This window comes from Mesobacillus maritimus (assembly GCF_023715205.1).
Classification (GTDB): domain Bacteria; phylum Bacillota; class Bacilli; order Bacillales; family Cytobacillaceae; genus Mesobacillus_B; species Mesobacillus_B maritimus_C.
On the sequence record NZ_JAMBNR010000009.1, the window covers coordinates 75,452 to 96,602 of the forward strand.

The 21,151-nt window shown below is 43.4% G+C and carries 24 protein-coding genes; 23 read left to right on the plus strand and 1 reads right to left on the minus strand.

The window, feature by feature from the left end; genetic code table 11:
* Positions 1-81: 81 nt before the first annotated feature.
* A complete protein-coding gene (spoIIR, locus tag M3182_RS14085; RefSeq protein WP_251427930.1) occupies positions 82-744 on the plus strand; it encodes a stage II sporulation protein R in 663 nt (220 codons plus the stop codon).
* A gap of 53 nt (positions 745-797) precedes the next feature.
* Here spoIIR and M3182_RS14090 read toward each other — a convergent pair whose 3' ends face one another.
* On the minus strand, positions 798-1,139 hold the full coding sequence (locus M3182_RS14090) for a cupin domain-containing protein (RefSeq protein WP_251558559.1): 342 nt from the start codon (positions 1,137-1,139) through the stop codon (positions 798-800).
* Between the two features lie 152 nt (positions 1,140-1,291).
* On the opposite strand from M3182_RS14090, the gene M3182_RS14095 reads away from it, so the two are divergent.
* The 22 genes from M3182_RS14095 to M3182_RS14200 all read left to right on the plus strand — a co-directional run bounded on the left by M3182_RS14095 (position 1,292) and on the right by M3182_RS14200 (position 21,148).
* Positions 1,292-1,747, plus strand: a complete 456-nt coding sequence (locus tag M3182_RS14095; protein ID WP_251558561.1) for a GNAT family N-acetyltransferase — start codon at positions 1,292-1,294, stop codon at positions 1,745-1,747.
* 198 nt (positions 1,748-1,945) lie between these two features.
* A complete protein-coding gene (locus tag M3182_RS14100) occupies positions 1,946-2,989 on the plus strand; it encodes an L-threonylcarbamoyladenylate synthase (protein ID WP_251558563.1) in 1,044 nt (347 codons plus the stop codon).
* Between the two features lie 346 nt (positions 2,990-3,335).
* Positions 3,336-3,890, plus strand: coding sequence for a manganese efflux pump MntP (locus M3182_RS14105; RefSeq protein WP_251427920.1), 555 nt, complete (start codon positions 3,336-3,338; stop codon positions 3,888-3,890).
* Positions 3,891-4,004: 114 nt separating this feature from the next.
* Positions 4,005-4,442, plus strand: coding sequence for a low molecular weight protein arginine phosphatase (locus tag M3182_RS14110; protein ID WP_251558564.1), 438 nt, complete (start codon positions 4,005-4,007; stop codon positions 4,440-4,442).
* 87 nt (positions 4,443-4,529) lie between these two features.
* Entirely contained in the window at positions 4,530-4,970 is a 441-nt protein-coding gene (rpiB, locus tag M3182_RS14115; protein WP_251427914.1) for a ribose 5-phosphate isomerase B, read from the plus strand.
* Between the two features lie 15 nt (positions 4,971-4,985).
* On the plus strand, positions 4,986-5,549 hold the full coding sequence (locus tag M3182_RS14120) for a TIGR01440 family protein (RefSeq protein ID WP_251558566.1): 564 nt from the start codon (positions 4,986-4,988) through the stop codon (positions 5,547-5,549).
* A 270-nt stretch (positions 5,550-5,819) separates the two neighbouring features.
* Positions 5,820-7,061, plus strand: a complete 1,242-nt coding sequence (gene glyA, locus M3182_RS14125; protein ID WP_251558568.1) for a serine hydroxymethyltransferase — start codon at positions 5,820-5,822, stop codon at positions 7,059-7,061.
* 239 nt (positions 7,062-7,300) lie between these two features.
* Complete coding sequence (gene upp / locus M3182_RS14130; protein ID WP_251427905.1) at positions 7,301-7,930, plus strand: uracil phosphoribosyltransferase; 630 nt, start codon at positions 7,301-7,303, stop codon at positions 7,928-7,930.
* A 221-nt stretch (positions 7,931-8,151) separates the two neighbouring features.
* Positions 8,152-10,374, plus strand: coding sequence for a S8 family serine peptidase (locus M3182_RS14135; protein WP_251558570.1), 2,223 nt, complete (start codon positions 8,152-8,154; stop codon positions 10,372-10,374).
* Positions 10,375-10,751: 377 nt separating this feature from the next.
* A complete protein-coding gene (locus tag M3182_RS14140) occupies positions 10,752-10,973 on the plus strand; it encodes an AtpZ/AtpI family protein (RefSeq protein ID WP_251427902.1) in 222 nt (73 codons plus the stop codon).
* A gap of 5 nt (positions 10,974-10,978) precedes the next feature.
* On the plus strand, positions 10,979-11,353 hold the full coding sequence (locus tag M3182_RS14145) for an ATP synthase subunit I (protein ID WP_251427899.1): 375 nt from the start codon (positions 10,979-10,981) through the stop codon (positions 11,351-11,353).
* A gap of 22 nt (positions 11,354-11,375) precedes the next feature.
* Complete coding sequence (gene atpB, locus M3182_RS14150) at positions 11,376-12,086, plus strand: F0F1 ATP synthase subunit A (RefSeq protein WP_251427896.1); 711 nt, start codon at positions 11,376-11,378, stop codon at positions 12,084-12,086.
* Positions 12,087-12,159: 73 nt separating this feature from the next.
* A complete protein-coding gene (gene atpE / locus M3182_RS14155; RefSeq protein WP_251427893.1) occupies positions 12,160-12,372 on the plus strand; it encodes a F0F1 ATP synthase subunit C in 213 nt (70 codons plus the stop codon).
* A 209-nt stretch (positions 12,373-12,581) separates the two neighbouring features.
* A complete protein-coding gene (gene atpF / locus M3182_RS14160; protein ID WP_251427891.1) occupies positions 12,582-13,103 on the plus strand; it encodes a F0F1 ATP synthase subunit B in 522 nt (173 codons plus the stop codon).
* Complete coding sequence (locus M3182_RS14165) at positions 13,100-13,636, plus strand: F0F1 ATP synthase subunit delta (RefSeq protein WP_251427888.1); 537 nt, start codon at positions 13,100-13,102, stop codon at positions 13,634-13,636. Before atpF ends, M3182_RS14165 begins: the two co-directional genes overlap by 4 nt.
* A gap of 24 nt (positions 13,637-13,660) precedes the next feature.
* Entirely contained in the window at positions 13,661-15,169 is a 1,509-nt protein-coding gene (atpA, locus tag M3182_RS14170) for a F0F1 ATP synthase subunit alpha (protein WP_251427885.1), read from the plus strand.
* Between the two features lie 296 nt (positions 15,170-15,465).
* The gene (locus tag M3182_RS14175; protein WP_251427881.1) at positions 15,466-16,323 is read left to right on the plus strand and encodes a F0F1 ATP synthase subunit gamma; all 858 of its coding nucleotides are present in this window, start codon (positions 15,466-15,468) and stop codon (positions 16,321-16,323) included.
* Positions 16,324-16,409: 86 nt separating this feature from the next.
* Complete coding sequence (gene atpD / locus M3182_RS14180; protein ID WP_251427878.1) at positions 16,410-17,831, plus strand: F0F1 ATP synthase subunit beta; 1,422 nt, start codon at positions 16,410-16,412, stop codon at positions 17,829-17,831.
* 22 nt (positions 17,832-17,853) lie between these two features.
* Complete coding sequence (locus M3182_RS14185; protein WP_251427875.1) at positions 17,854-18,258, plus strand: F0F1 ATP synthase subunit epsilon; 405 nt, start codon at positions 17,854-17,856, stop codon at positions 18,256-18,258.
* Between the two features lie 650 nt (positions 18,259-18,908).
* Positions 18,909-19,286, plus strand: a complete 378-nt coding sequence (locus tag M3182_RS14190) for an NADH-quinone oxidoreductase subunit A (protein WP_251427872.1) — start codon at positions 18,909-18,911, stop codon at positions 19,284-19,286.
* The gene (locus M3182_RS14195) at positions 19,277-19,789 is read left to right on the plus strand and encodes a NuoB/complex I 20 kDa subunit family protein (protein WP_251427869.1); all 513 of its coding nucleotides are present in this window, start codon (positions 19,277-19,279) and stop codon (positions 19,787-19,789) included. The genes M3182_RS14190 and M3182_RS14195 overlap by 10 nt, the downstream gene beginning before the upstream one ends.
* A 3-nt stretch (positions 19,790-19,792) precedes the next feature.
* On the plus strand, positions 19,793-21,148 hold the full coding sequence (locus M3182_RS14200; RefSeq protein WP_251558572.1) for an NADH-quinone oxidoreductase subunit C: 1,356 nt from the start codon (positions 19,793-19,795) through the stop codon (positions 21,146-21,148).
* The last annotated feature ends 3 nt before the right edge of the window (positions 21,149-21,151 follow it).

A 21,151-nucleotide genomic window follows, 5' to 3' on the forward strand; every position in this document is an offset into this window, starting at 1 on the left:
TTGAAAAAATTTTAAAAATTAATAGTTTAAGAATCTAGCAATCTGTCCACACTGTGACTAGTGAAGGGATGGTGCTAGAAAATGAAACAGAAATTACTTGCTGAACTTTATATTCTATTATTATGTGCTGCGACTATTTTAAATTTATATATGCCAACAACAGTGGCAACTTCTCAAGAGCCTCAGGTGATTCCAAATGAAGCGATTCGATTGCGAATCCTTGCTGATAGCGATATGGACAAAGACCAAGAAATCAAGCGTGCGGTTCGGGATGCCGTTAATGCGGAAATCACAAAATGGGTAGAAGAGTTGGTTTCGCTTGAAGAAGCTCGTACCGTGATCAAAGAGGGAATTCCAGAATTGCAAAAGATTGCTGAGGAAGTAGTGGCTTCTTACGGAAGCGATCAAAGTGTAACAGCTGAATTTGGAAAGGTGAAGTTTCCAACTAAGTTATATGGACAGTTTCTTTATCCAGCAGGAGAGTACGAAGCGGTGCTGATTACGTTAGGCGAAGGCACAGGTTCAAATTGGTGGTGCGTGTTATTCCCACCATTATGTTTCTTAGATTTCTCGAATGGTGAGGCGACAAGCCCAGGGTTTGAGGAGGAAAAAGTAGAGGCGGAGGAAGTTGAGGATGAAAAGAAAGTAGCTCAAGAAAAAACGCCAGTATATGAAGACGGAGAAGAGGAAAAGGTTGAAACGAAGTTTTTTGTGGTCGAGCTTTGGAATAAGATTTTTGGATAAATGAGAGAGAGGCGCATCTATGAAGGTGCGCCTCTTCTGTGTTTGTTATGCAATTAAATGTCTTGAGCAAAGCGCTCGTCGGGAATTTTCGTTAGGACGACATAAAGGGTTACGGGTTCGGTGCCGGTGTTTTTAAACGCTAATTTTTCTTGGTCTTGGCAGTGGAGAACTTCGTTTTGTTTGAGTGATGCTTCTTTGCCGTCCACGGTAAAGGTTCCTTCTCCTTGCATCATTTGAATGAACACATCGCTGCCTGGGTGTGCATGTGGTGGGAGTTCTTGTCCAGGTAAGAAGTTTAATAAAAAGACGGTGTTGTCGCCTTTTTTAAACACGATTCGTTTCGTAAATCTTTCTTCATTGAATTCTTGGTATTGGTTCAATGTTTGTTTCTCCATGAAAGATCCCTCCGTTTACTAGATTCTAGTTAAAAGTATACGCCTTTTGTTAGAAAACAAAGTGAACCATATCACGAAATGCTAGAAAAGTGGTTCTACTTTTCTACTGTTCCCATACATATATACTAGAATTCAAAAAATGAGGTGGGAATATGGAAGAAACCATTCGAAAAGCAGAGCAAAAGGATATTAAAAAGCTGGAATCCTTTTTACTAGAAGCAAATGTGAACGCTGAGGGAATAGCGGATTCAATCAATTATTATTCACTTTTGGAAACAAAGACTGGTGGATTAAAGGCGTGCATTGGGATTGAGCCTGTTAATGGGGTAGGGCTGTTGCGCTCGTTTGTGATTTCTGAAGGCACGACCCAAGTGCAAATCATGCTCTTGTTTGATCGTGTGATTCGTATTGCTGAAAGCAATCATCTCGAGTCTTTGTATCTAGTGACGAATAAAGAGAGTGCAGTGGCATTTTTCAATAAAATTGGTTTTGAACGAGTCGAGGAGATTCCGCCAACTCTATACAATAATCAACATTTTGAAAACGTTACACATGTGGATAATGCAATTGTTATGAAAATGAAAGCGGGAAATGTGGATAACTCGTAATTTGTGGAGAAATTCATTGGATAATGTGGATATCTTTAGAAAGTTATCCACGGTTTTGTCCATTCTATCCACATTTTGTGGATAAAACTTGTCAACGCCTCATTCTTCTTTTATACTTTCATAGGGAATCTCTTAAAAAGAGTGGATATATCGGACTAACTTGGGAAAACTAGACCCAAATGTAAAAGGTGGACAAGTATGTTAACAAAATTGTGGAAAGTGGATAAAAATGTGGATAATTTGATAACATATCCACAAATTCGACAAGCTGCGACATTATTAATGGAGAATCATGTCGTTGCATTGCCGACAGAGACGGTCTATGGTCTTGGCGGAAATGCAGAAAGTGATGACGCGGTGGCAAAAATTTTCGCCGCGAAAGGAAGGCCTAGTGATAATCCACTAATCATTCATATCGCAAACCAAGCGCAATTAGCAAACATTGTCCGGGAAATACCGGAAATGGCGAATCAATTAATGGAAGCGTTCTGGCCTGGGCCACTAACGCTTATTTTTAACAAACAAGACGGAAAACTTTCAGAAAAGGCAACAGCTGGGTTATCCACAGTGGCGGTTCGGATGCCGGACCATCCGGTTGCACTTGCGCTGATTGAAGCGTCGGGACTTCCGATTGCGGCTCCGAGTGCAAATCTTTCTGGGCGTCCAAGCCCGACAACAGCAGGTCATGTGCATGACGATTTAGATGGACGGATTGCGGGGATTGTCGACGGAGGACCTACTGGAGTTGGCGTCGAATCGACGGTTGTGGATTGCACTGGTGACGTACCGGTGATTTTACGTCCAGGCGGAATAACGAAGGAACAGCTGGAAGCGGTTGTTGGCGAAGTATCGACCGACCCGGCATTGGCTGATCCTGAACAAGCACCGAAATCGCCGGGGATGAAATACCGGCATTATTCGCCAAATGCGCCATTGTATTTAGTGGATGGCGAGGTTGAAGACATTCAGCAGCTTGTTGATGAAAAGCGGGCAGAAGGCTTGAAGGTCGGCGTGATGACGACAGAAGAAAACCGTGAGCGTTATCAGGCAGATGTGATTTACCCTTGTGGCCGACGTACGCAGCTAGAGAGTGTGGCTGAGGCTTTGTATGATACGTTACGAGCGTTTAATGAGAGTAATGTGGACATCATTTATGGCGAGATTTTTCCGGAAACGGGTGTCGGAGTTGCGGTGATGAACCGATTAACAAAGGCGTCCGGCTATCCGATTATTCGGAAGTGAGTTGGATAGGTGGTAGTGGGACCAAATCTCTTGTGGGGTTTGGTCTTTTTTATATGGAGGAGCACGGGTTTTTCAATATAAAGGGATGGAACGGAGTAGGAGTTTGTTTGGTTTTTTCAAGAAGAGTGGGTTGATGGGACAAAAAGAGGAGGTTCGGAGATTAAACAGTCAAATAAGAGCGGGTTGAAAGACAGAAAGAGGAGGCCCAGAGAAGAAACTGTCCAAGCAGATCGTGTTGCCCTATCACGCATTCCCCCTCCACGCTTAAACATTTTTGCCTTCTAAACTCTAGTGGACGTGCATATGTTGGTAAAGCAAGTCCACGTATGTCCGGGGAGGCTAGATTATGGAAGCAATGCTTGGAGAACTCGTAACACTACTATTGATGGCCTTTGCGCTAGGGATGGATGCCTTTTCTGTTGGGCTCGGGATGGGGATGTTCCGGTTGACGATGAGGCAAATTATGAAAATTGGAATCATGATTGGGATTTTTCATGTCTGGATGCCTCTAGTGGGGATGATTGCCGGGCGTTATTTGTCAGAGCAGTTTGGCTCGCTTGCTAGTTATCTGGGCGGTGGTTTACTCATTTTATTAGGCGTTCAGATGATCTATTCAAGCTTGAAGACGGAGGAAGAGAGTTTGATTGCCCCGGTTGGGAAGGGCTTGATCTTTTTTGCGTTTGGGGTCAGTTTGGATAGTTTTTCAGCGGGCTTGTCGCTTGGCATATATGGAGCAAAGACATTGCTGGTGTTGATTAGTTTTGGAGTGGCTGCGACCGCTTTGACTTGGGCCGGTCTTATGCTGGGCCGTAGGGTTCAAGGATGGCTGGGCCATTATAGTGAAGCGCTCGGTGGAGGGATTTTGCTCGCTTTTGGATTGAAATTATTGCTCCCGTTTTAGTTGGAGTACATACGCATTCGGTGGCACCCAAAAATGCTGGGTGTCTTTTTTTACTGATTTTTGCCGAGAGTAAGTATAATAAAGAGTAAAAGGAGAAAGTAAGGAGGGTGAAAATTGAAGCGAGTTTTATTTGTGTGCACTGGAAATACGTGTCGGAGTCCGATGGCGGAGGCAATTTTACGAAGCAAGGAAATCCCGGAGGTAGAAGTGAAATCTGCTGGTGTCTTTGCGGCTAAGGGCAGTGCGGCGTCTGAAAATGCGGGGAAAGTGTTAAAAGAAAATGAACTTAGTCTCGATCACAAGTCCACACAGCTTTCACAAACTGAAATTGAATGGGCGACACTTATCTTGACTATGACGGCTAGCCATAAGGAGGCGGTTTTGAGTTACTTCCCTCAAGCGGTGGATAAGACGTTTACCTTGAGCGAATTTGCTGGGAATGCAGCCCGAGACATCGCCGACCCTTATGGGGGCAGTGTAGAAATTTACCGTGCCGCTTTTGCTGAAATTAAAGATGCGATTGAAAAAGTTGCAAACAAGTGGAAAGTGTAACTCTCTGTGACTGTCTTTTTATTTTAGAAGAGTTGTGAGAAAATAACGGTAGATTCTTAATCGTTGGATAAATAGGAGGAAATAGAGATGAAAGTGGCAATTGCTTCAGATCATGGTGGAATCAATATCCGAGAAGAAATCAAAAAGTTAATGGATGAAATGGAAATTGCGTATGAAGATTTTGGTTGTGAATGTGATACATCCGTTGATTACCCTGACTATGCTTTACCGGTTGCGGAAAAAGTAGCTGCTGGTGAATTTGATCGTGGAATTTTAATTTGTGGGACAGGAATTGGTATGAGCATTGCAGCGAACAAAGTAAAAGGGATTCGTTGTGCGCTTGTCCATGATGTGTTCAGTGCGAAAGTAACGCGTCAGCATAATGATAGTAATATGATTGCGATGGGTGAGCGAGTAATCGGACCAGGACTTGCGCGTGAAATTGCACAAGCATGGTTAACCTCTGAGTTTGAAGGCGGTCGTCATGCGAACCGTGTTGGTAAAATTACTGAATACGAGAATAAGTAAAAGAGTGTGAATAAGATGATTGAGCAGTGGGAAAAAGAGCTACAGCTGCTTCTTAGCGAGTTTGACGAACAGGTAGGGTTCAAGCCAAACCAAGTGCTCGTAATCGGCTGTAGTACAAGTGAAATCATAGGAGAAAAAATTGGCACAGCTGGGACGGAAGAGGCTGCAGCATTCGTTTTTCGTCAATTGAAAGAGTTACAAGCAAAAACGAAAGTTCAGCTTGCTTTCCAGTGCTGTGAGCATTTAAATCGTGCTTTAGTTGTTGAACGTGAAACAGCAGAAAAGCTTCAGCTTGAAGAAGTGACCGTCATCCCAGTTCGTAAAGCGGGTGGAGCGATGGCGACGTATGCTTATCATCAGTTTACCGATCCGGTTGTTGTCGAATTTATCAAGGCCGACGCTGGGATTGATATTGGCAGCACGCTTATTGGCATGCATATCAAACATGTGGCGGTTCCCGTTCGTGTTAGTCATAAAACGGTTGGTCAGGCTTATGTAACACTAGCGAAATCACGGCCAAAGCTTATTGGTGGTAGCCGTGCAGTTTATGAACAGAATCATGAGAATGAATCATGTTAAAGGAGAAGAGCTCACAGTGGGCTTTTTTCTTTTTAGTAGAAACATAAAATCCGAACGATTTTATTAAAATGAACTAATAATGTTCATGAATAATGAACCATTTTTCGACATTTGCCACAAAATTAGGTTTTTTATAAAAAAATCATGAAAAATAGAGTTTTCTTTCTTTCTTTTCGTGAACACATGGGCTACAATAAAAATGAATTTTCGAACGATTAATAGATTAGCTACATAGGTGAAGAGCATCAGTGATTTTAAAGGGGGATAAACATGAAGCATCTTAAGGAACAAGATAGCCAAGTATTTGAAGCCATTCAGAAAGAATTAGGACGCCAACGTACTAAAATTGAATTGATTGCCTCAGAAAACTTTGTTAGTGAAGCGGTGATGGAAGCACAAGGTTCTGTGCTAACAAATAAATATGCCGAAGGATATCCAGCAAAACGCTATTATGGCGGTTGTGAGTATGTGGATATTGTTGAGGATATCGCGCGCGACCGTGCCAAGGAAATCTTTGGCGCCGAGCATGTAAACGTTCAGCCCCATTCTGGTGCGCAAGCGAACATGGCGGTATACTTTACGATTCTTGAACAAGGTGATACCGTTCTTGGGATGAATCTTTCGCACGGTGGTCACTTAACACATGGTAGCCCAGTAAACTTCAGTGGCATTCAATACAATTTTGTCGAATATGGTGTGGACGAAGAAACACATCGAATCAATTATGAAGATGTTCGTCAAAAAGCCCTAGAGCATAAGCCGAAGTTGATTGTAGCTGGAGCGAGTGCGTATCCACGTGAAATTGATTTCAGTAAATTCCGTGAAATTGCCGATGAAGTGGGCGCTTACTTGATGGTTGATATGGCACATATCGCTGGTTTGGTAGCAGCTGGACTTCATCAAAACCCAGTTCCTTATTCTGACTTTGTGACAACGACAACACATAAAACCCTTCGTGGTCCGCGCGGTGGGATGATTTTATGCCGTGAAGAGTTTGCGAAGAAAATTGATAAATCGATTTTCCCTGGGATCCAAGGTGGTCCATTGATGCATGTAATTTCTGCGAAAGCCGTTGCGTTTGGTGAAGCCCTTCAGCCTAGTTTTAAAAATTATGCTGAAAACATCATTGCCAATGCAAAGCGTTTAGCAGAAGGCCTCCAAAAAGAAGGTGTCAGCATAGTTTCTGGTGGAACCGATAACCACCTTATTCTAATTGATACTCGCTCACTTGACCTTACAGGAAAAGTGGCTGAGAAAGTTCTAGATGATGTCGGCATTACGGTCAATAAAAACACAATTCCGTTTGATCCTGCGAGCCCATTTGTAACGAGTGGAATTCGTATTGGAACAGCGGCTGTGACAAGTCGCGGCTTTGGCTTAGAAGATATGGACGAAATTGCTTCTATTATCGCCTTTACCCTTAAAAATCACGAAGATGAAGCCAAATTGGCGGAAGCAAGTCAACGTGTTGAGGCGCTATCATCGAAGTATGTGCTTTACCCAGAATATTAATAGACAACTAGAAGCGGTTCTCATAAGAGAATCGCTTTTTTTAGCTGTGAAGGGGTAATTTTAGCTATAAATTAGAAAAGTTACTGAGGTGTAGAACTTTGTTTAAGATAAGTGTCTTTAACAAACACTAAAATGTATGAGAATGGTTGTTGCCCTGCAGGAGTTTTTTCTGTAAAATTAGACGAAGTGTGACTACATAGGACAAAATTCTACATTTTTTTTAAAAAGGAGCGAATTCCATGGCGAAGGTATATGTGTTTGACCACCCATTGATTCAACATAAGTTAACGTTTATTCGTGATAAAAATACAGGTACAAAAGAGTTCCGTGAATTGGTAGATGAAGTAGCGACTTTAATGGCATTTGAAATTACGCGTGATATGCCATTAGAGGATATGGAGGTTGAAACGCCTGTTCAAAAGACAACTTCTAAAGTACTTGCCGGTAAAAAAATGGGCTTGGTGCCGATTTTACGTGCAGGAATTGGTATGGTCGATGGAATTCTAAAACTAATTCCAGCTGCAAAAGTTGGACATGTTGGCTTGTATCGTGATCCTAAAACATTAATGCCGGTTGAATACTATGTAAAACTTCCAAGTGATGTGGAAGAGCGTGACTTTATTGTTGTGGATCCAATGCTTGCTACAGGTGGTTCGGCGATTGAAGCGATTCGCTCACTGAAAACGCGTGGAGCGAAACACATTAAGTTTATGTGTTTAATTGCGGCACCAGAAGGCGTTGAAGCATTAAAAGAAGCTCACCCAGATGTCGATATTTACATCGCTGCGCTTGATGAAAAATTAAATGACCATGGATATATTGTTCCAGGACTAGGTGACGCAGGTGACCGTCTCTTCGGAACGAAATAAACATAAAATCCTTTTCTCTCGTTTCAGTAATGAAACGGGAGTTTTTTTATGGAGATAACAAGCGTTTAGTTTTTTAGCTATATAATAGGAAGAAACATGTGATAATTCAGTTAATTACCGGATGGACGGATGAAATTTTCCGTTAAAGGATCTAGGTGTTGGTTCCTGCATATTCCAACCTTGCTTCGTTTAAGCTAAGAGATAAAAAAGTAGGTGGAAGCATGCGAAACATCCTCTATCTCACTGTGATGCTTTTAGTGCTCCAACTTGGAGTTTCACAAGCGGTGGCGACTTCGAAACTAACGCATCCGCCCATCCCCAAGCAAGATAAAAGTGTTGAGAAGGTAGCGATTGTTTTAACAGAGGATTTTGAATCACAACAAGAGATTGAAAAGCGCTTAGAAAAACATCCTGAAGTGAAATTGCGCCGGGTGTTTAAGCATGCCATCCCAGGTTATTCGGTAGAAGGCCCGTTGCAAGCACTCGAAAACATTCCTGAAGCGAAACAAGTGACCCCGGTTCAATCGTATCGAGCAGAAGCGACTGCAACGAATATTGAACTGATTGGCGGGGAAAGAGTTCGCGGTATTCTTGATAGCAAAGGGCATCGACTTTCTGGAAAAGGAGTCACCGTTGGGGTGATCGATACAGGCATTGATTATGAACATCCAGACTTGCACCGAAATTTTGGTGGCGGCCATGATTTGGTGGATGGCGATAAAGATCCGATGGAAACAAAAGGCGTCGGTGGCAGTACGCTGCACGGGACCCATGTTTCCGGAATCATTGCGGCCAATGGTCGGATAACAGGTGTCGCGCCAGATGCGAAAATTATTGGCTACCGCGCGCTTGGTCCGGGGGGGACAGGAACGACAGAGCAGGTGTTAGCAGCGATTGATCAAGCAATTGAAGACAAAGTGGATGTGCTCAACCTATCATTAGGCAATGAAATCAATGGACCGGATCTGCCGATAAGTTTAGCCATCAACAACGCAGTTGAAAAAGGGATTGTCGCGGTTACCTCTTCGGGAAATTCAGGACCAAACCGGTGGACCGTTGGGTCTCCAGGGACCGCTGCAAAAGCTATCTCGGTTGGGGCATCCACTCCGCCTTTAAAAGTTCCATATTTAAGCGTGAGCTCTCAAGCAGATAGAATCAAACTACAACCGCTGATGGGTTCGGAAAAGTGGGAGTTAGACCGGAGCATTGAAATCGTCGATGGTGGCATTGGTCGTGCGAATGAGATAAAAAATGCGGAAGGGAAAATGGTGCTTGTGAAGCGCGGAACACTCACGTTTACACAGAAAGCAAAGAATGCAGCAAAAGCCGGAGCGGTTGGCGTGATTATTTTTAACAATACAGCTGGTAGTTTTATTGGCAACTTAGAAGAAAAATTGGATCTTCCGGTCGCATCGATTACGCTAGCGGAAGGAGAACAACTTCGAAAAACATTGAAAAAAACGCAAGAGTTTGCGAGGTTGGACTTGGTTGAAGAACAAGACCAATTAGCTGATTTTAGTTCAAGAGGACCGGTAACCGTTACATGGGATATTAAACCAGATGTGGTTGCGCCAGGAGTTGCGATTGAAAGCACGGTCCCAGGTGGATATCTTGCTCTGCAAGGAACGAGTATGGCTGCACCCCATGTTGCTGGGGCTGCTGCATTAATTAAGCAAGCGCACCCTAAGTGGAATCCTGAACAAATCAAAGCGGCCCTGATGAATACAGCTTTGCCGATACAAGATGAAACAGGAAAAGGTTATCGTACCTATGAACAAGGAGCAGGAAGAATTCAAGTCGAAGAGGCAGTAAAAACGGAAACACTCGTGATGCCTGGTTCGTTACAGTTTGGTCGGTTTCGGCTTAGTGATCATCATCATCGTCATACGACTGTCGTCGATGTTCAAAATCACAGTACCGAATCGAAAAGATACTCCTTCGCTATACCAAAGCATGAAGATGGAATTGAGTGGGAGATGCCAATGAGCTTTGAGTTAGAAGCTGGGGAATCAAAAAAAGTGGAAATTAGCATGCTGATTGACCCTGATGTATTTAAAGGGAAAATTCATGATGGCTATCTTACTTTAAATGAAGGATCAAACCAAATAAATTTACCTTATCTATATGTGCTTGAGGAACCAGATTACCCTAGGATCATGGGATTTGCGTTTGCACCCGCAGATAAACCCGGACACTATCGGTATGAAGTTTACCTGCCTGGTGGGGCCGAGGAATTTGGGATCGCGTTGTTTGACCCCGAGAGTTATCGCTTTGTTGGGTTCCTTGATGCTAGACGAAATGTCAAAAAAGGTTTGCTTGAAGTGGAGCTATCACCGGAGGAAATGCCAGCAGAGGGTGGCTATTTGGCAAAGGTGTTTGCGAAAAAAGCGAACCAAGAAGACCGGATCGACACACATTTGTTTATTTTTCCAGAAGAACAATAATGGATGCGGAGGATAATTTGAAATCCTCCGTTTTTTTCTTTTTCTTATTAGCGAAGAGGGGGTATAATTGGATTATTAGAATAGTCTTATTCTAGCGTCTGGCAACTAATTGATTGAAACAAAAAGAAGGGCATTTTTTTATCATTTCACTTGCTAATGGAATAGTTATTTGCTAGAAAAAGAGGGAAAAATTGTTTTTCATTACTATGTGAATTTTTTCCCTATAATGGATTGACATTGACAAGTCGCTATTGTATGCTTACAAAGGGTAAATGATAAGGTTTTCAACCTTATCACAGTTCATATCGTCGCAATTATCTATCATTTTATTTTTCTATGTCCCCACCGCAATACTCTTAGACTTGGAGCGCGAGAAGATGCGTCAAAAAAACCGTCACCCCTTTCAAGCAATGGCCTTAATGTCTGCCATAACGGCACAATTAGTAGGCTGTGTTCTTATTGGAATTTTTGCTGGAAGATGGCTGGACCGTCAGTTTGGGGTTGAGCCTATTTTCTTAATTATAGGCTTGTTGGTTGGGTTGGCTGCGGGTGTATATGCGATGATCCAACTTGTCCAACATTTCTACTCAGGAGAATGACAGCTATGCCGGAAATACGGGGAATTTTTGAACGTCAACGCAAATACATATTTTTGTTGTTATCTGTTTATGTGCTAGGTTGGGGGTTCACAGACCACCAATCCATTTATGCGGGTTTGATTCTTGGGACAAGTATTAGTTTGTACAACCTATGGTTGTTAGCAAGAAAGACTTGGAATTTTGGGGATGATGTGCTTCAAGGGAAGAAAGTTCGTTCGCTTGGTTCGTTTTCACGCTATGCAGCGGCAGGATTCGCAGTTCTGATTGCGATGGAGTTTCCGGAACATTTCCACATAATTTTTACTGTTTTGGGATTAATGACATCCTATTTTGTCATTATGATAGATTTTTTAATCCAGTCTTTTCATATACGTCGATAGCGGGGAAGAGAGGTGAATACTGGTGAATCATGAAGCACCTATAGTTGAGTTTTTAGGACTCCATTTTAACTTAGCAAACGTTATGATGATTACGATTGCTAGTCTTATTGTTTTTCTTATTGCTGTCCTAGCCACTCGTAAGCTAGCAATGAAGCCTACAGGAATCCAGAACTTTATGGAATGGGTAATGGATTTCGTTAAGAACATCATTAATAGCGCGATGGACTGGAAGGATGGCGGGAGGTTCCATATCCTTGGAATTACATTGATTATGTATATCTTTGTTTCCAATATGCTTGGTCTTCCATTTTCAATTGTCATTGACCATACGCTATGGTGGAAATCACCTACTGCGGACCCAGTCGTAACATTGACGTTAGCGGTGATGGTTGTCGTGCTTTCTCATTACTATGGAGTTAAGCAAAAAGGTGTAGCTGCATACGGGAAAGAGTTCTTAAAACCATTCTCATTCATGCTACCGATTAAAATTATTGAAGAATTTGCAAACACACTTACGCTTGGTCTTCGTCTTTACGGAAACATCTATGCGGGTGAAATTCTGTTAACCCTAATTGCAGGAAGTCTTGCAACGGGTGTTGGCGGTCACTTAGCGGCAATTGTGCCAATGCTTGCATGGCAAGGTTTCTCCATCTTTGTTGGAGCCATTCAATCATTTATTTTCGTTATGTTAACAATGGTCTATCTATCTCACAAAGTTAGTTCTGACCATTAATATATTTTCCTGTTCATTTATGAACAAAAAAACACTAATTATTTTTTCATACATTTAAAGGAGGAACTTTATAATGGGTCTTTTAGCAGCAGCAATCGCAATCGGTTTAGCGGCACTAGGTGCTGGTATCGGTAACGGTCTTATCGTATCTCGTACAGTAGAAGGTATGGCTCGTCAGCCAGAAGCACGTGGTATGCTTCAAACTACAATGTTCATCGGGGTTGCACTAGTTGAGGCGATTCCTATCATCGCGGTTGTTATCGCGTTCATGGTAGTTGGTCAATAATTTAAGTGTCGTTAAAAATGGCGAAGATCATTCCGAAGCGAACCTTCGCCATTCATTTATCTCGCAGTTTTAAAACGACTATTGGTAAGTAGTTTTTTTACCAATAGCAGTTTCTTATGTGCAAATAAAAGCAAACTTTCTGGTTTTAATAAAAAACTGTTCCATCAATCTTTTTCGAAGAGAAGACTCTTGAAGGGAGTGAATCGAGGGTGTTAACAAATGGTTTTGTAGTGGCAGCATCAGCAGGTCACTTAAATACGGGTGATATTGTATTCCAGTTACTTATGTTCCTCATCTTGTTAGCATTACTGAAAAAGTATGCATGGGGTCCATTAATGGGCATCATGAAACAGCGTGAAGATCATATTGCTGGAGAAATCGGTGCGGCAGAACAAAGTCGTACGGAAGCAAATAAACTTCTAAACGAACAGCGTGAGCTATTGAAGCAAGCGCGTCAAGAAGCTCAATCTTTAATTGAAAACGCGAAGAAACAGGGCGATCTTCAACGTGATGAAATCATCGCACTTGCTCGTACTGAATCGGATCGGATTAAAGAATCAGCTAAAGCTGAAATCGAGCGTGAAAAAGAACAGGCTGTTGCCGCTATTCGTGAGCAATTGGCTTCTATGTCTGTCATGATTGCATCGAAGGTTATTGAAAAAGAACTTTCTGTAGCAGATCAAGAGAAATTGATCAATGAATATATCAAAGAGGCAGGAGAAGGTCGATGAGCAACCCGCAGGTAGCAAAACGTTATGCGCTGGCTCTTTTTCAAGTAGCATCAGAGCAAAACCTTCTCGATACTGTTGAAGGGGAACTCCGCGTTGTCAAAGAGGTATTCCAAAACAATACGGGTTTAACACCGGTTTTAGCTTCTCCAAACATTACGCTTGAAAAGAAAAAAGAACTTTTAAATCAAGCCTTTGCATCTGCGAGCCCATATGTACTGAACACATTGATGTTACTTGTTGACCGTCACCGTACGGCGTTAATTACCGAAGTGGCCGATCAGTTCATTGAGCTTGTGAATGAAGCAAAAGGATTAGCTGAAGCGAAAGTTTACAGTGTCCAGCCGCTAACGGATGAACAAAAAGAAGCCTTATCCTTGGCTTTCGCACCGAAAGTCGGTAAAAAGGCACTTATTTTAGAAAATATTACAGATTCCAATTTACTAGGTGGCATTAAGCTACGTGTAGGCAACCGCATTTTTGACGGTTCTTTACGTGGGAAGCTTGATCGTCTCGAACGTAAATTGCTAGGCTAAGATTCGTAGATAGGGGTGAAACTCATGAGCATCAAAGCTGAAGAAATTAGTGCGCTGATTAAGTCGCAAATTGAAAACTATCAGTCAGAGATTCAAGTAAGTGATGTTGGTACAGTCATCTCCGTTGGTGACGGTATCGCGCGTGTTCATGGTCTTGATAATGCCATGGCTGGTGAGCTTGTTGAATTCTCAAACGGCGTTATGGGTATGGCACAAAACCTTGAAGAAAATAACGTCGGTATCATTATCCTTGGACCTTTCACTGAAATCCGTGAAGGCGATGAGGTCCGCCGCACAGGCCGCATCATGGAGGTTCCGGTAGGTGAGGAACTGATCGGTCGTGTTGTAAATCCACTAGGTCAACCAGTTGATGGTTTAGGACCAATCAATACAACGAAAACTCGTCCAATCGAGTACAACGCTCCTGGGGTAATGGATCGTAAATCCGTTCATGAGCCATTACAAACAGGAATTAAAGCGATTGATGCACTTGTTCCAATCGGTCGTGGTCAGCGTGAGTTGATCATCGGAGACCGCCAAACAGGTAAAACATCGGTTGCAATCGATACAATCTTGAACCAAAAGACAGAAGATATGATCTGTATTTATGTAGCAATTGGTCAGAAGGAATCAACTGTACGTAATGCGGTTGAAACCCTTCGTAAGCACGGTGCATTAGATTACACAATCGTTGTGACAGCAGCTGCTTCACAGCCAGCACCACTTTTATACCTAGCTCCATATGCAGGGGTATCAATGGCAGAAGAGTTCATGTACGATGGCAAGCATGTTCTAGTTGTATACGATGATTTAACAAAACAAGCATCTGCATACCGTGAACTTTCCTTGCTACTTCGCCGTCCTCCAGGTCGTGAAGCATATCCAGGGGATGTCTTCTACCTACACAGCCGTCTATTAGAGCGTGCTGCAAAACTTAGTGATGCAAAAGGCGCTGGTTCAATCACAGCCCTACCATTCATCGAAACACAAGCAGGGGACGTATCAGCTTACATCCCAACAAACGTTATCTCCATCACAGACGGACAGATTTTCTTACAATCTGACTTGTTCTTCTCCGGTGTACGTCCGGCGATCAACGCTGGTTTATCCGTATCTCGTGTTGGTGGATCTGCTCAAATTAAAGCGATGAAAAAGGTTGCCGGTACATTGCGTCTAGACCTAGCTTCATACCGTGAGCTTGAGTCTTTCGCACAGTTCGGATCTGACCTTGATAAAGCAACTCAAGCAAAACTAAACCGTGGTGCGCGTACGGTTGAAGTTCTAAAGCAGGACTTAAACAAGCCAATCCCGGTTGAAAAGCAAGTTGCGATCCTTTACGCACTTACACGTGGATTCCTTGATGATATCCCAGTTCAAGATATCCTACGTTTTGAAAATGAATTCTATGCATGGTTAGACGCCAACCGTAAAGAAGTGTTAGACCATATCAAGACGACGAAGGAACTTCCTAAGGACGAAGATATGGCCGCTGCAATCAACGACTTCAAAAAGACGTTTGCAGTTTCTGAATAAATAGAAAAGCGGAGCCGACTCGATCAGCCCCGACAAGCGCTGGAGGGCCAGCCGATGAAGTCGTTTTTTGACTTCAACGGATGGACCGAAGCGACTCGAGGGGCTAGTCGGCGCAGCTGGACAATGAAAAGTGGAGAAGACTGCACATGGGGATAGCCTGATACTTGTATAGCGTAGTCATCTGGTCAAACCTCGAGGGACCAAATGCTAAAGCTAGACAATTTATTAGAGCTTTCCGCCGCCGTGCGGTCGACCTCATCAGAATAACAATCTTTATAAAAGGGTGGTGAGAACCAATGGCATCTTTACGTGATATAAAAAACCGGATTACGTCGACAAAAAAGACAAGCCAAATCACCAAAGCGATGGAAATGGTGTCTTCTTCTAAATGGAACCGTGGAGTACAAAATGCGAAAGCGTTTGTTCCTTACATGGAGAAAATCCAAGAAGTAACATTTTCGATCGCAATGGGAGCGAAGGATGCAAACCATCCAATGCTAAATAGCCGTCCGGTCAAAAAGACGGGTTATCTGGTCATCACATCGGACCGTGGTCTTGCTGGTGCCTTTAACAGCAACGTCATCCGCCAAGTGTATCAGACAATCCAAAAGCGTCATAAATCGAATGATGAATTTGCCATCATCGCCATCGGTCGAGTAGGCCGTGACTTCTTTACGAAACAAGGCATGAATGTCATGCTTGAAATCACTGGAGTAGCGGACCAACCTTCTTTTACCGAAATTAAGGACATTGCCAGCAGTACAGTTGGAATGTTTGCGGATGGAACATTCGATGAGCTGTATGTTTACTACAGCCATTATGTTAGCGCCATTTCACAGGAAGTAACGGAGAAAAAGCTTCTTCCTTTAACGGATATGGAAGCTCCAACAAAACTTACATCCTATGAATTTGAACCAAATGCGGAAGAAATTTTAGAGGTTCTCTTACCTCAATATGCTGAGAGCTTAATTTATGGCTCATTACTTGACAGTAAAGCGAGTGAGCATGCTGCGCGTATGAACGCCATGAAAAATGCAACTGATAATGCCAATGAGCTTATCAACTCACTTAGCCTTAGTTATAACCGTGCTCGTCAGGCTGCCATTACCCAGGAAATTACCGAGATTGTTGGCGGTGCAGCGGCACTAGAGTAGAAACGTTCGGGATGTGGTTGGTCGAAAGCCCACATCCCATCATGATGTATACATTGGAAGAAGGAAGTTAGTTAGGAGGGAACAAGATGAACAAAGGACGCGTTCTCCAAGTTATGGGTCCAGTTGTTGACGTTAAGTTCGAAAGCGGCAACCTTCCTGAGATCTATAACGCATTAAGGATTGAAACGAAACCACAAAATGAATCAGAAGTCGAAATCAAATTAACTCTTGAAGTAGCCCTTCACTTAGGCGATGACACTGTTCGTACGATTGCGATGTCTTCTACAGACGGCCTTCAACGTGGAGCAGAAGTTGTCGATACAGGAGCACCAATCTCCGTACCAGTTGGAGATGCGACGCTAGGTCGTGTATTCAACGTACTAGGAGAAAATATTGACCTTGATGCTGAAATCCCAGCAGACGTTCGTCGTGATGCGATCCACCGTGATGCACCGACTTTTGAACAATTATCAACTGAGGTTGAAATTCTTGAAACAGGGATTAAAGTCGTTGACCTTCTTGCCCCTTATATCAAGGGTGGAAAAATCGGTCTATTTGGTGGAGCCGGTGTTGGTAAAACCGTATTAATCCAGGAATTAATCAACAACATCGCCCAAGAGCATAGCGGTATTTCCGTATTTGCTGGAGTTGGTGAGCGTACACGTGAAGGAAATGACCTTTACCACGAAATGACTGACTCAGGCGTTATCAAGCAAACAGCGATGGTATTCGGACAGATGAACGAACCACCAGGTGCACGTATGCGTGTTGCTCTAACTGGTTTGACAATGGCTGAATACTTCCGTGATGAACAAGGACAGGACGTTCTTTTCTTCATGGATAACATCTTCCGTTTCACACAAGCAGGTTCTGAGGTATCTGCCCTACTAGGCCGTATGCCATCTGCCGTTGGTTACCAGCCAACACTTGCAACTGAAATGGGTAAATTACAGGAACGTATCACATCTACTAACGTAGGTTCTGTTACTTCCATCCAAGCCATCTACGTACCAGCCGATGACTATACGGATCCGGCTCCAGCGACAACGTTCGCTCACCTAGATGCGACTACAAACCTTGAGCGTAAGCTTTCTGAGATGGGTATCTACCCTGCGGTGGATCCACTTGCATCCACTTCTCGTGCGCTTTCAGGTGAAATCGTTGGCGAAGAGCATTACGAAGTAGCTCGTCAAGTTCAGTCTACGCTTCAACGTTACCGTGAATTGCAGGATATCATTGCGATCCTAGGTATGGATGAGCTTGGAGATGAGGACAAGCTAGTTGTACACCGCGCTCGTCGTATCCAGTTCTTCTTATCTCAAAACTTCCACGTTGCCGAGCAGTTCACAGGACAGCCTGGTTCATACGTGCCAGTTAAAGAAACGGTAAAAGGCTTCAAGGAAATCCTTGAAGGAAAATATGACCACCTTCCAGAAGACGCATTCCGTCTTGTAGGTCGTATTGAAGAAGTAATTGAAAAAGCAAAGAGCATGGGTGTAGAGGTTTAATAACGGACCAGGAGGGTAAAAAATGAAGACGATGAAAGTCAATGTTGTTACTCCTGATGGACCGGTTTATGAATCTGACGTGGAAATGGTCAGCACTAAAGCTCAAACGGGCGAGCTTGGAATCATGCCTGGCCATATCCCAATGGTGGCTCCTCTCGAAATCGGTGCAGTCCGTCTAATCAAGGACGGAAAAACTGATTTGGTTGCGGTTAGTGGCGGTTTCCTTGAAGTACGTCCTGACACGGTTACGGTTCTTGCTCAAACTGCTGAAAAATCAAATGATATCGATGTAGAACGTGCGATGCGTGCCAAAGAGCGTGCTGAGCAAAGACTACGTGAGAAGCAGCAGGAAAACGTTGATTTCAAACGTGCCGAGCTAGCGCTTCGACGCGCGATCAACCGGATTTCCATTGCCCAGGGAAAATAATAATAATAATCGAATTGACGAAAGAGTGTCTCCTTTTAGGGGGCGCTCTTTTTTTGCTTGGTTTTGTTGGTTTTGGGTGGGGTGATTTTATTGTGCCCGGAATGAGGGTGTGGGAGTGGATTCGGTAACGATAGGGTTTCTATCGTGCCCGGAATGAGGGTGTGCAGGTGGAAAAGGTAACGTTAGAGATTCCTAGTGTTCCTGACAAGAACGTAGCCAAGGAAAAGTAACGCAAGAGGGTTCTAGCGTTCCCCAAAAAAAGCAAAAGCCATGTAAAAGGGAACACAAGCAACTCACAACATCCCCAAAACCAACCAAGACACCAATACTAGAAGGAAACAAACATGAATTGGTGAACAACCTACCTCCAACACTCTCTTATGTCCCCAACTCTAAGACAAACTCTCATAAAAATTCATTTTTTATACCGAGCTGCATAGGTATAGAAGGACAGGACATCTTTATAAAATGAAAAATATTTTATGCAATTTCAATAACATTTTTCACAACTGGAAAATCTTCAAAAATATGTAACAAAATTTGATAGTTTGCTAAGGCTTTATCGACACATTTTGGTAACAATGATATAATTGGTATCGATTACATGTGTAAATACTCTGAATATATTCTACAACAATAGGGGGTTAGGCATGGAACTTTTGAATGTATACCAAAATAATTATTTGATGGTTTTTGCGTTCCTATGTCTCGGTGTCTTGTTACCTGTAGTGGCTTTGTTTATGGCCAAGCTTCTTCGTCCGAAGTTCAAGTCGGACGCTGCGAAGTACACTACATACGAAAGCGGAATTGAACCGTTCCACGATGCTAGGGTGCAGTTCAATGTCCGCTATTATGTTTTTGCCCTGATGTTTGTGATTTTTGATGTGGAAACCGTTTTCTTGTATCCGTGGGCAATTGCGTATGAGAAACTGGGAATCTTTGCGCTGATTGAAATGCTAATCTTTGTTGTGATGCTTCTGATTGGACTCATCTACGCATGGAAAAAGAAGGTGCTAAAATGGATTTAAACTTGGAGTTTCTGTCACAAGAAGAAATGGAAGAAGTAAGAAGAAATATTTTCTTCGCGAAGCTTGATGAAGTGAAAGGTTGGGCTCGAAGCGCATCGTTATGGCCAATGACATTTGGTCTAGCTTGCTGTGCCATCGAAATGATGGGAACGAGTTCTGCGCACTATGATATCGAGCGTTTTGGTACTTTCTATCGTAACTCACCAAGACAATCCGATGTCATGATTGTATCAGGGACGGTAACGAAAAAAATGGCACCGACAGTTCGCAGGCTTTATGACCAAATGGCTGAACCGAAATGGGTAGTGGCTATGGGGTCCTGTGCGACGGCAGGTGGACCATACATCAAGTCATACTCCGTAGTAAAAGGTGTCGATCAAATTGTTCCAGTGGATGTCTATATACCAGGCTGTCCTCCTAATCCCGCAGCCCTAATTTACGGGATTAATAAATTAAAAGAGAAAATCCGTTACGAGGCGAAGACCGGGAAGAAGGTGATCTAGTCGATGAGCGGGGATAAAGATCTTGAACGTCTAAAAAAAGAAGCCGTTGCGAAAGCGAAAGCCGAAGCAGCCGCAAAACGAAAAGCGAAAGAACTTGCAGCACAAGGAGCAAGTGAAGAAGCTCCAGCGGACAAATCGTCAGGCGATACAGCAGACGATTTAGCGAAGAAGAAAGCTGAGGCTGTTGCGAAAGCAAAAGCCGCTGCAGCCGCAAAACGAAAAGCGAAAGAACTTGCAGCACAAGGAGCAAATGAAGAAGCTCCAGCGGACGAATCGTCAGGCGATACAGCGGACGACTTAGCGAAGAAGAAAGCTGAGGCTGTTGCCAAAGCGAAAGCCGCCGCAGCTGCAAAGCGCAAAGCAAAAGAACTCGCAGAGCAGGGAGCAAGTGAAGAAGCACCAGCAGACGAATCGTCAGGCGATACAGTGGACGATTTAGCGAAGAAAAAAGCCGCTGCTGTAGCTAAGGCGAAAGCCGCCGCAGCCGCAAAGCGCAAAGCAAAAGAACTCGCAGAGCAGGGAGCGAGTGAAGAAGCACCAGCAGACGAATCGTCAGGCGATACAGTGGACGAACTAGCGAAGAAAAAGGCTGCTGCTGTAGCCAAAGCAAAGGCTGCCGCCGCTGCAAAGCGAAAAGCGATGGGGCAAGCAGAAGGTGGCGACGAAGGTGATGACTTAGCCAAGAAGAAAGCCGCCGCTGTTGCGAAAGCGAAAGCTGCTGCCGCTGCGAAGAAAAAGGCTGCTGAAGGTGGAAGCGGTTCGGGAGACGATGCCAAAGCGAAAGCAATTGCAGCTGCGAAAGCAAAAGCCGCTGCCGCCGCAAGAGCGAAAGCTGGAAAAGGTGCTGCTACAGAAGAACCAACAGAACCGAAGCAACCATCACCAAATCAGAAATATCTAGACAAATATGTCGAAATAATTAAAAAGCATTTAGGTGAGGAAGTTTTAGAAGACTCCTATATTAATAATCTCTCAAAAGATGTTCCGACATTGGTGGCAAAACGAGAGGCGTATTATAAAATTGCGGAGTTTCTAAAGTTCAATGAAAGCCTTGGCTTCGATTATTTATCCGAAATCCATGGAAGTGATTTTGAAACACACATGGAAGTCTATGCTCACCTTTATTCTTATAAAAACAAGCAATCAGTCGCTTTAAAAGTGAAGCTTGACCGAGAACAGCCTGAAATCGAGTCAGTTGCAAGGCTTTGGGCTGGAGCTGATTGGCCAGAGTGCGAAGCGTATGACCTGCTCGGCATCCGCTTTACGGGACATCCGAATCTACGACGTATCATGCTTGGTGAAGAGTGGATCGGTTATCCATTAAGAAAAGACTATGAACCGTATGATGTGGAGGTGTAGCCG

What these genes read in the sequence shown, in the direction of transcription:
- spoIIR (WP_251427930.1), top strand. Translation starts at nt 82, where the DNA reads ATGAAACAGAAATTACTTGCTGAACTTTATATTCTATTATTATGTGCT.
- M3182_RS14090 (WP_251558559.1), bottom strand. Translation starts at nt 1,139, where the DNA reads ATGGAGAAACAAACATTGAACCAATACCAAGAATTCAATGAAGAAAGA.
- M3182_RS14095 (WP_251558561.1), top strand. Translation starts at nt 1,292, where the DNA reads ATGGAAGAAACCATTCGAAAAGCAGAGCAAAAGGATATTAAAAAGCTG.
- M3182_RS14100 (WP_251558563.1), top strand. Translation starts at nt 1,946, where the DNA reads ATGTTAACAAAATTGTGGAAAGTGGATAAAAATGTGGATAATTTGATA.
- M3182_RS14105 (WP_251427920.1), top strand. Translation starts at nt 3,336, where the DNA reads ATGGAAGCAATGCTTGGAGAACTCGTAACACTACTATTGATGGCCTTT.
- rpiB (WP_251427914.1), top strand. Translation starts at nt 4,530, where the DNA reads ATGAAAGTGGCAATTGCTTCAGATCATGGTGGAATCAATATCCGAGAA.
- M3182_RS14120 (WP_251558566.1), top strand. Translation starts at nt 4,986, where the DNA reads ATGATTGAGCAGTGGGAAAAAGAGCTACAGCTGCTTCTTAGCGAGTTT.
- glyA (WP_251558568.1), top strand. Translation starts at nt 5,820, where the DNA reads ATGAAGCATCTTAAGGAACAAGATAGCCAAGTATTTGAAGCCATTCAG.
- upp (WP_251427905.1), top strand. Translation starts at nt 7,301, where the DNA reads ATGGCGAAGGTATATGTGTTTGACCACCCATTGATTCAACATAAGTTA.
- M3182_RS14135 (WP_251558570.1), top strand. Translation starts at nt 8,152, where the DNA reads ATGCGAAACATCCTCTATCTCACTGTGATGCTTTTAGTGCTCCAACTT.
- M3182_RS14140 (WP_251427902.1), top strand. Translation starts at nt 10,752, where the DNA reads ATGCGTCAAAAAAACCGTCACCCCTTTCAAGCAATGGCCTTAATGTCT.
- M3182_RS14145 (WP_251427899.1), top strand. Translation starts at nt 10,979, where the DNA reads ATGCCGGAAATACGGGGAATTTTTGAACGTCAACGCAAATACATATTT.
- atpE (WP_251427893.1), top strand. Translation starts at nt 12,160, where the DNA reads ATGGGTCTTTTAGCAGCAGCAATCGCAATCGGTTTAGCGGCACTAGGT.
- M3182_RS14165 (WP_251427888.1), top strand. Translation starts at nt 13,100, where the DNA reads ATGAGCAACCCGCAGGTAGCAAAACGTTATGCGCTGGCTCTTTTTCAA.
- atpA (WP_251427885.1), top strand. Translation starts at nt 13,661, where the DNA reads ATGAGCATCAAAGCTGAAGAAATTAGTGCGCTGATTAAGTCGCAAATT.
- M3182_RS14175 (WP_251427881.1), top strand. Translation starts at nt 15,466, where the DNA reads ATGGCATCTTTACGTGATATAAAAAACCGGATTACGTCGACAAAAAAG.
- atpD (WP_251427878.1), top strand. Translation starts at nt 16,410, where the DNA reads ATGAACAAAGGACGCGTTCTCCAAGTTATGGGTCCAGTTGTTGACGTT.
- M3182_RS14185 (WP_251427875.1), top strand. Translation starts at nt 17,854, where the DNA reads ATGAAGACGATGAAAGTCAATGTTGTTACTCCTGATGGACCGGTTTAT.
- M3182_RS14190 (WP_251427872.1), top strand. Translation starts at nt 18,909, where the DNA reads ATGGAACTTTTGAATGTATACCAAAATAATTATTTGATGGTTTTTGCG.
- M3182_RS14195 (WP_251427869.1), top strand. Translation starts at nt 19,277, where the DNA reads ATGGATTTAAACTTGGAGTTTCTGTCACAAGAAGAAATGGAAGAAGTA.
- M3182_RS14200 (WP_251558572.1), top strand. Translation starts at nt 19,793, where the DNA reads ATGAGCGGGGATAAAGATCTTGAACGTCTAAAAAAAGAAGCCGTTGCG.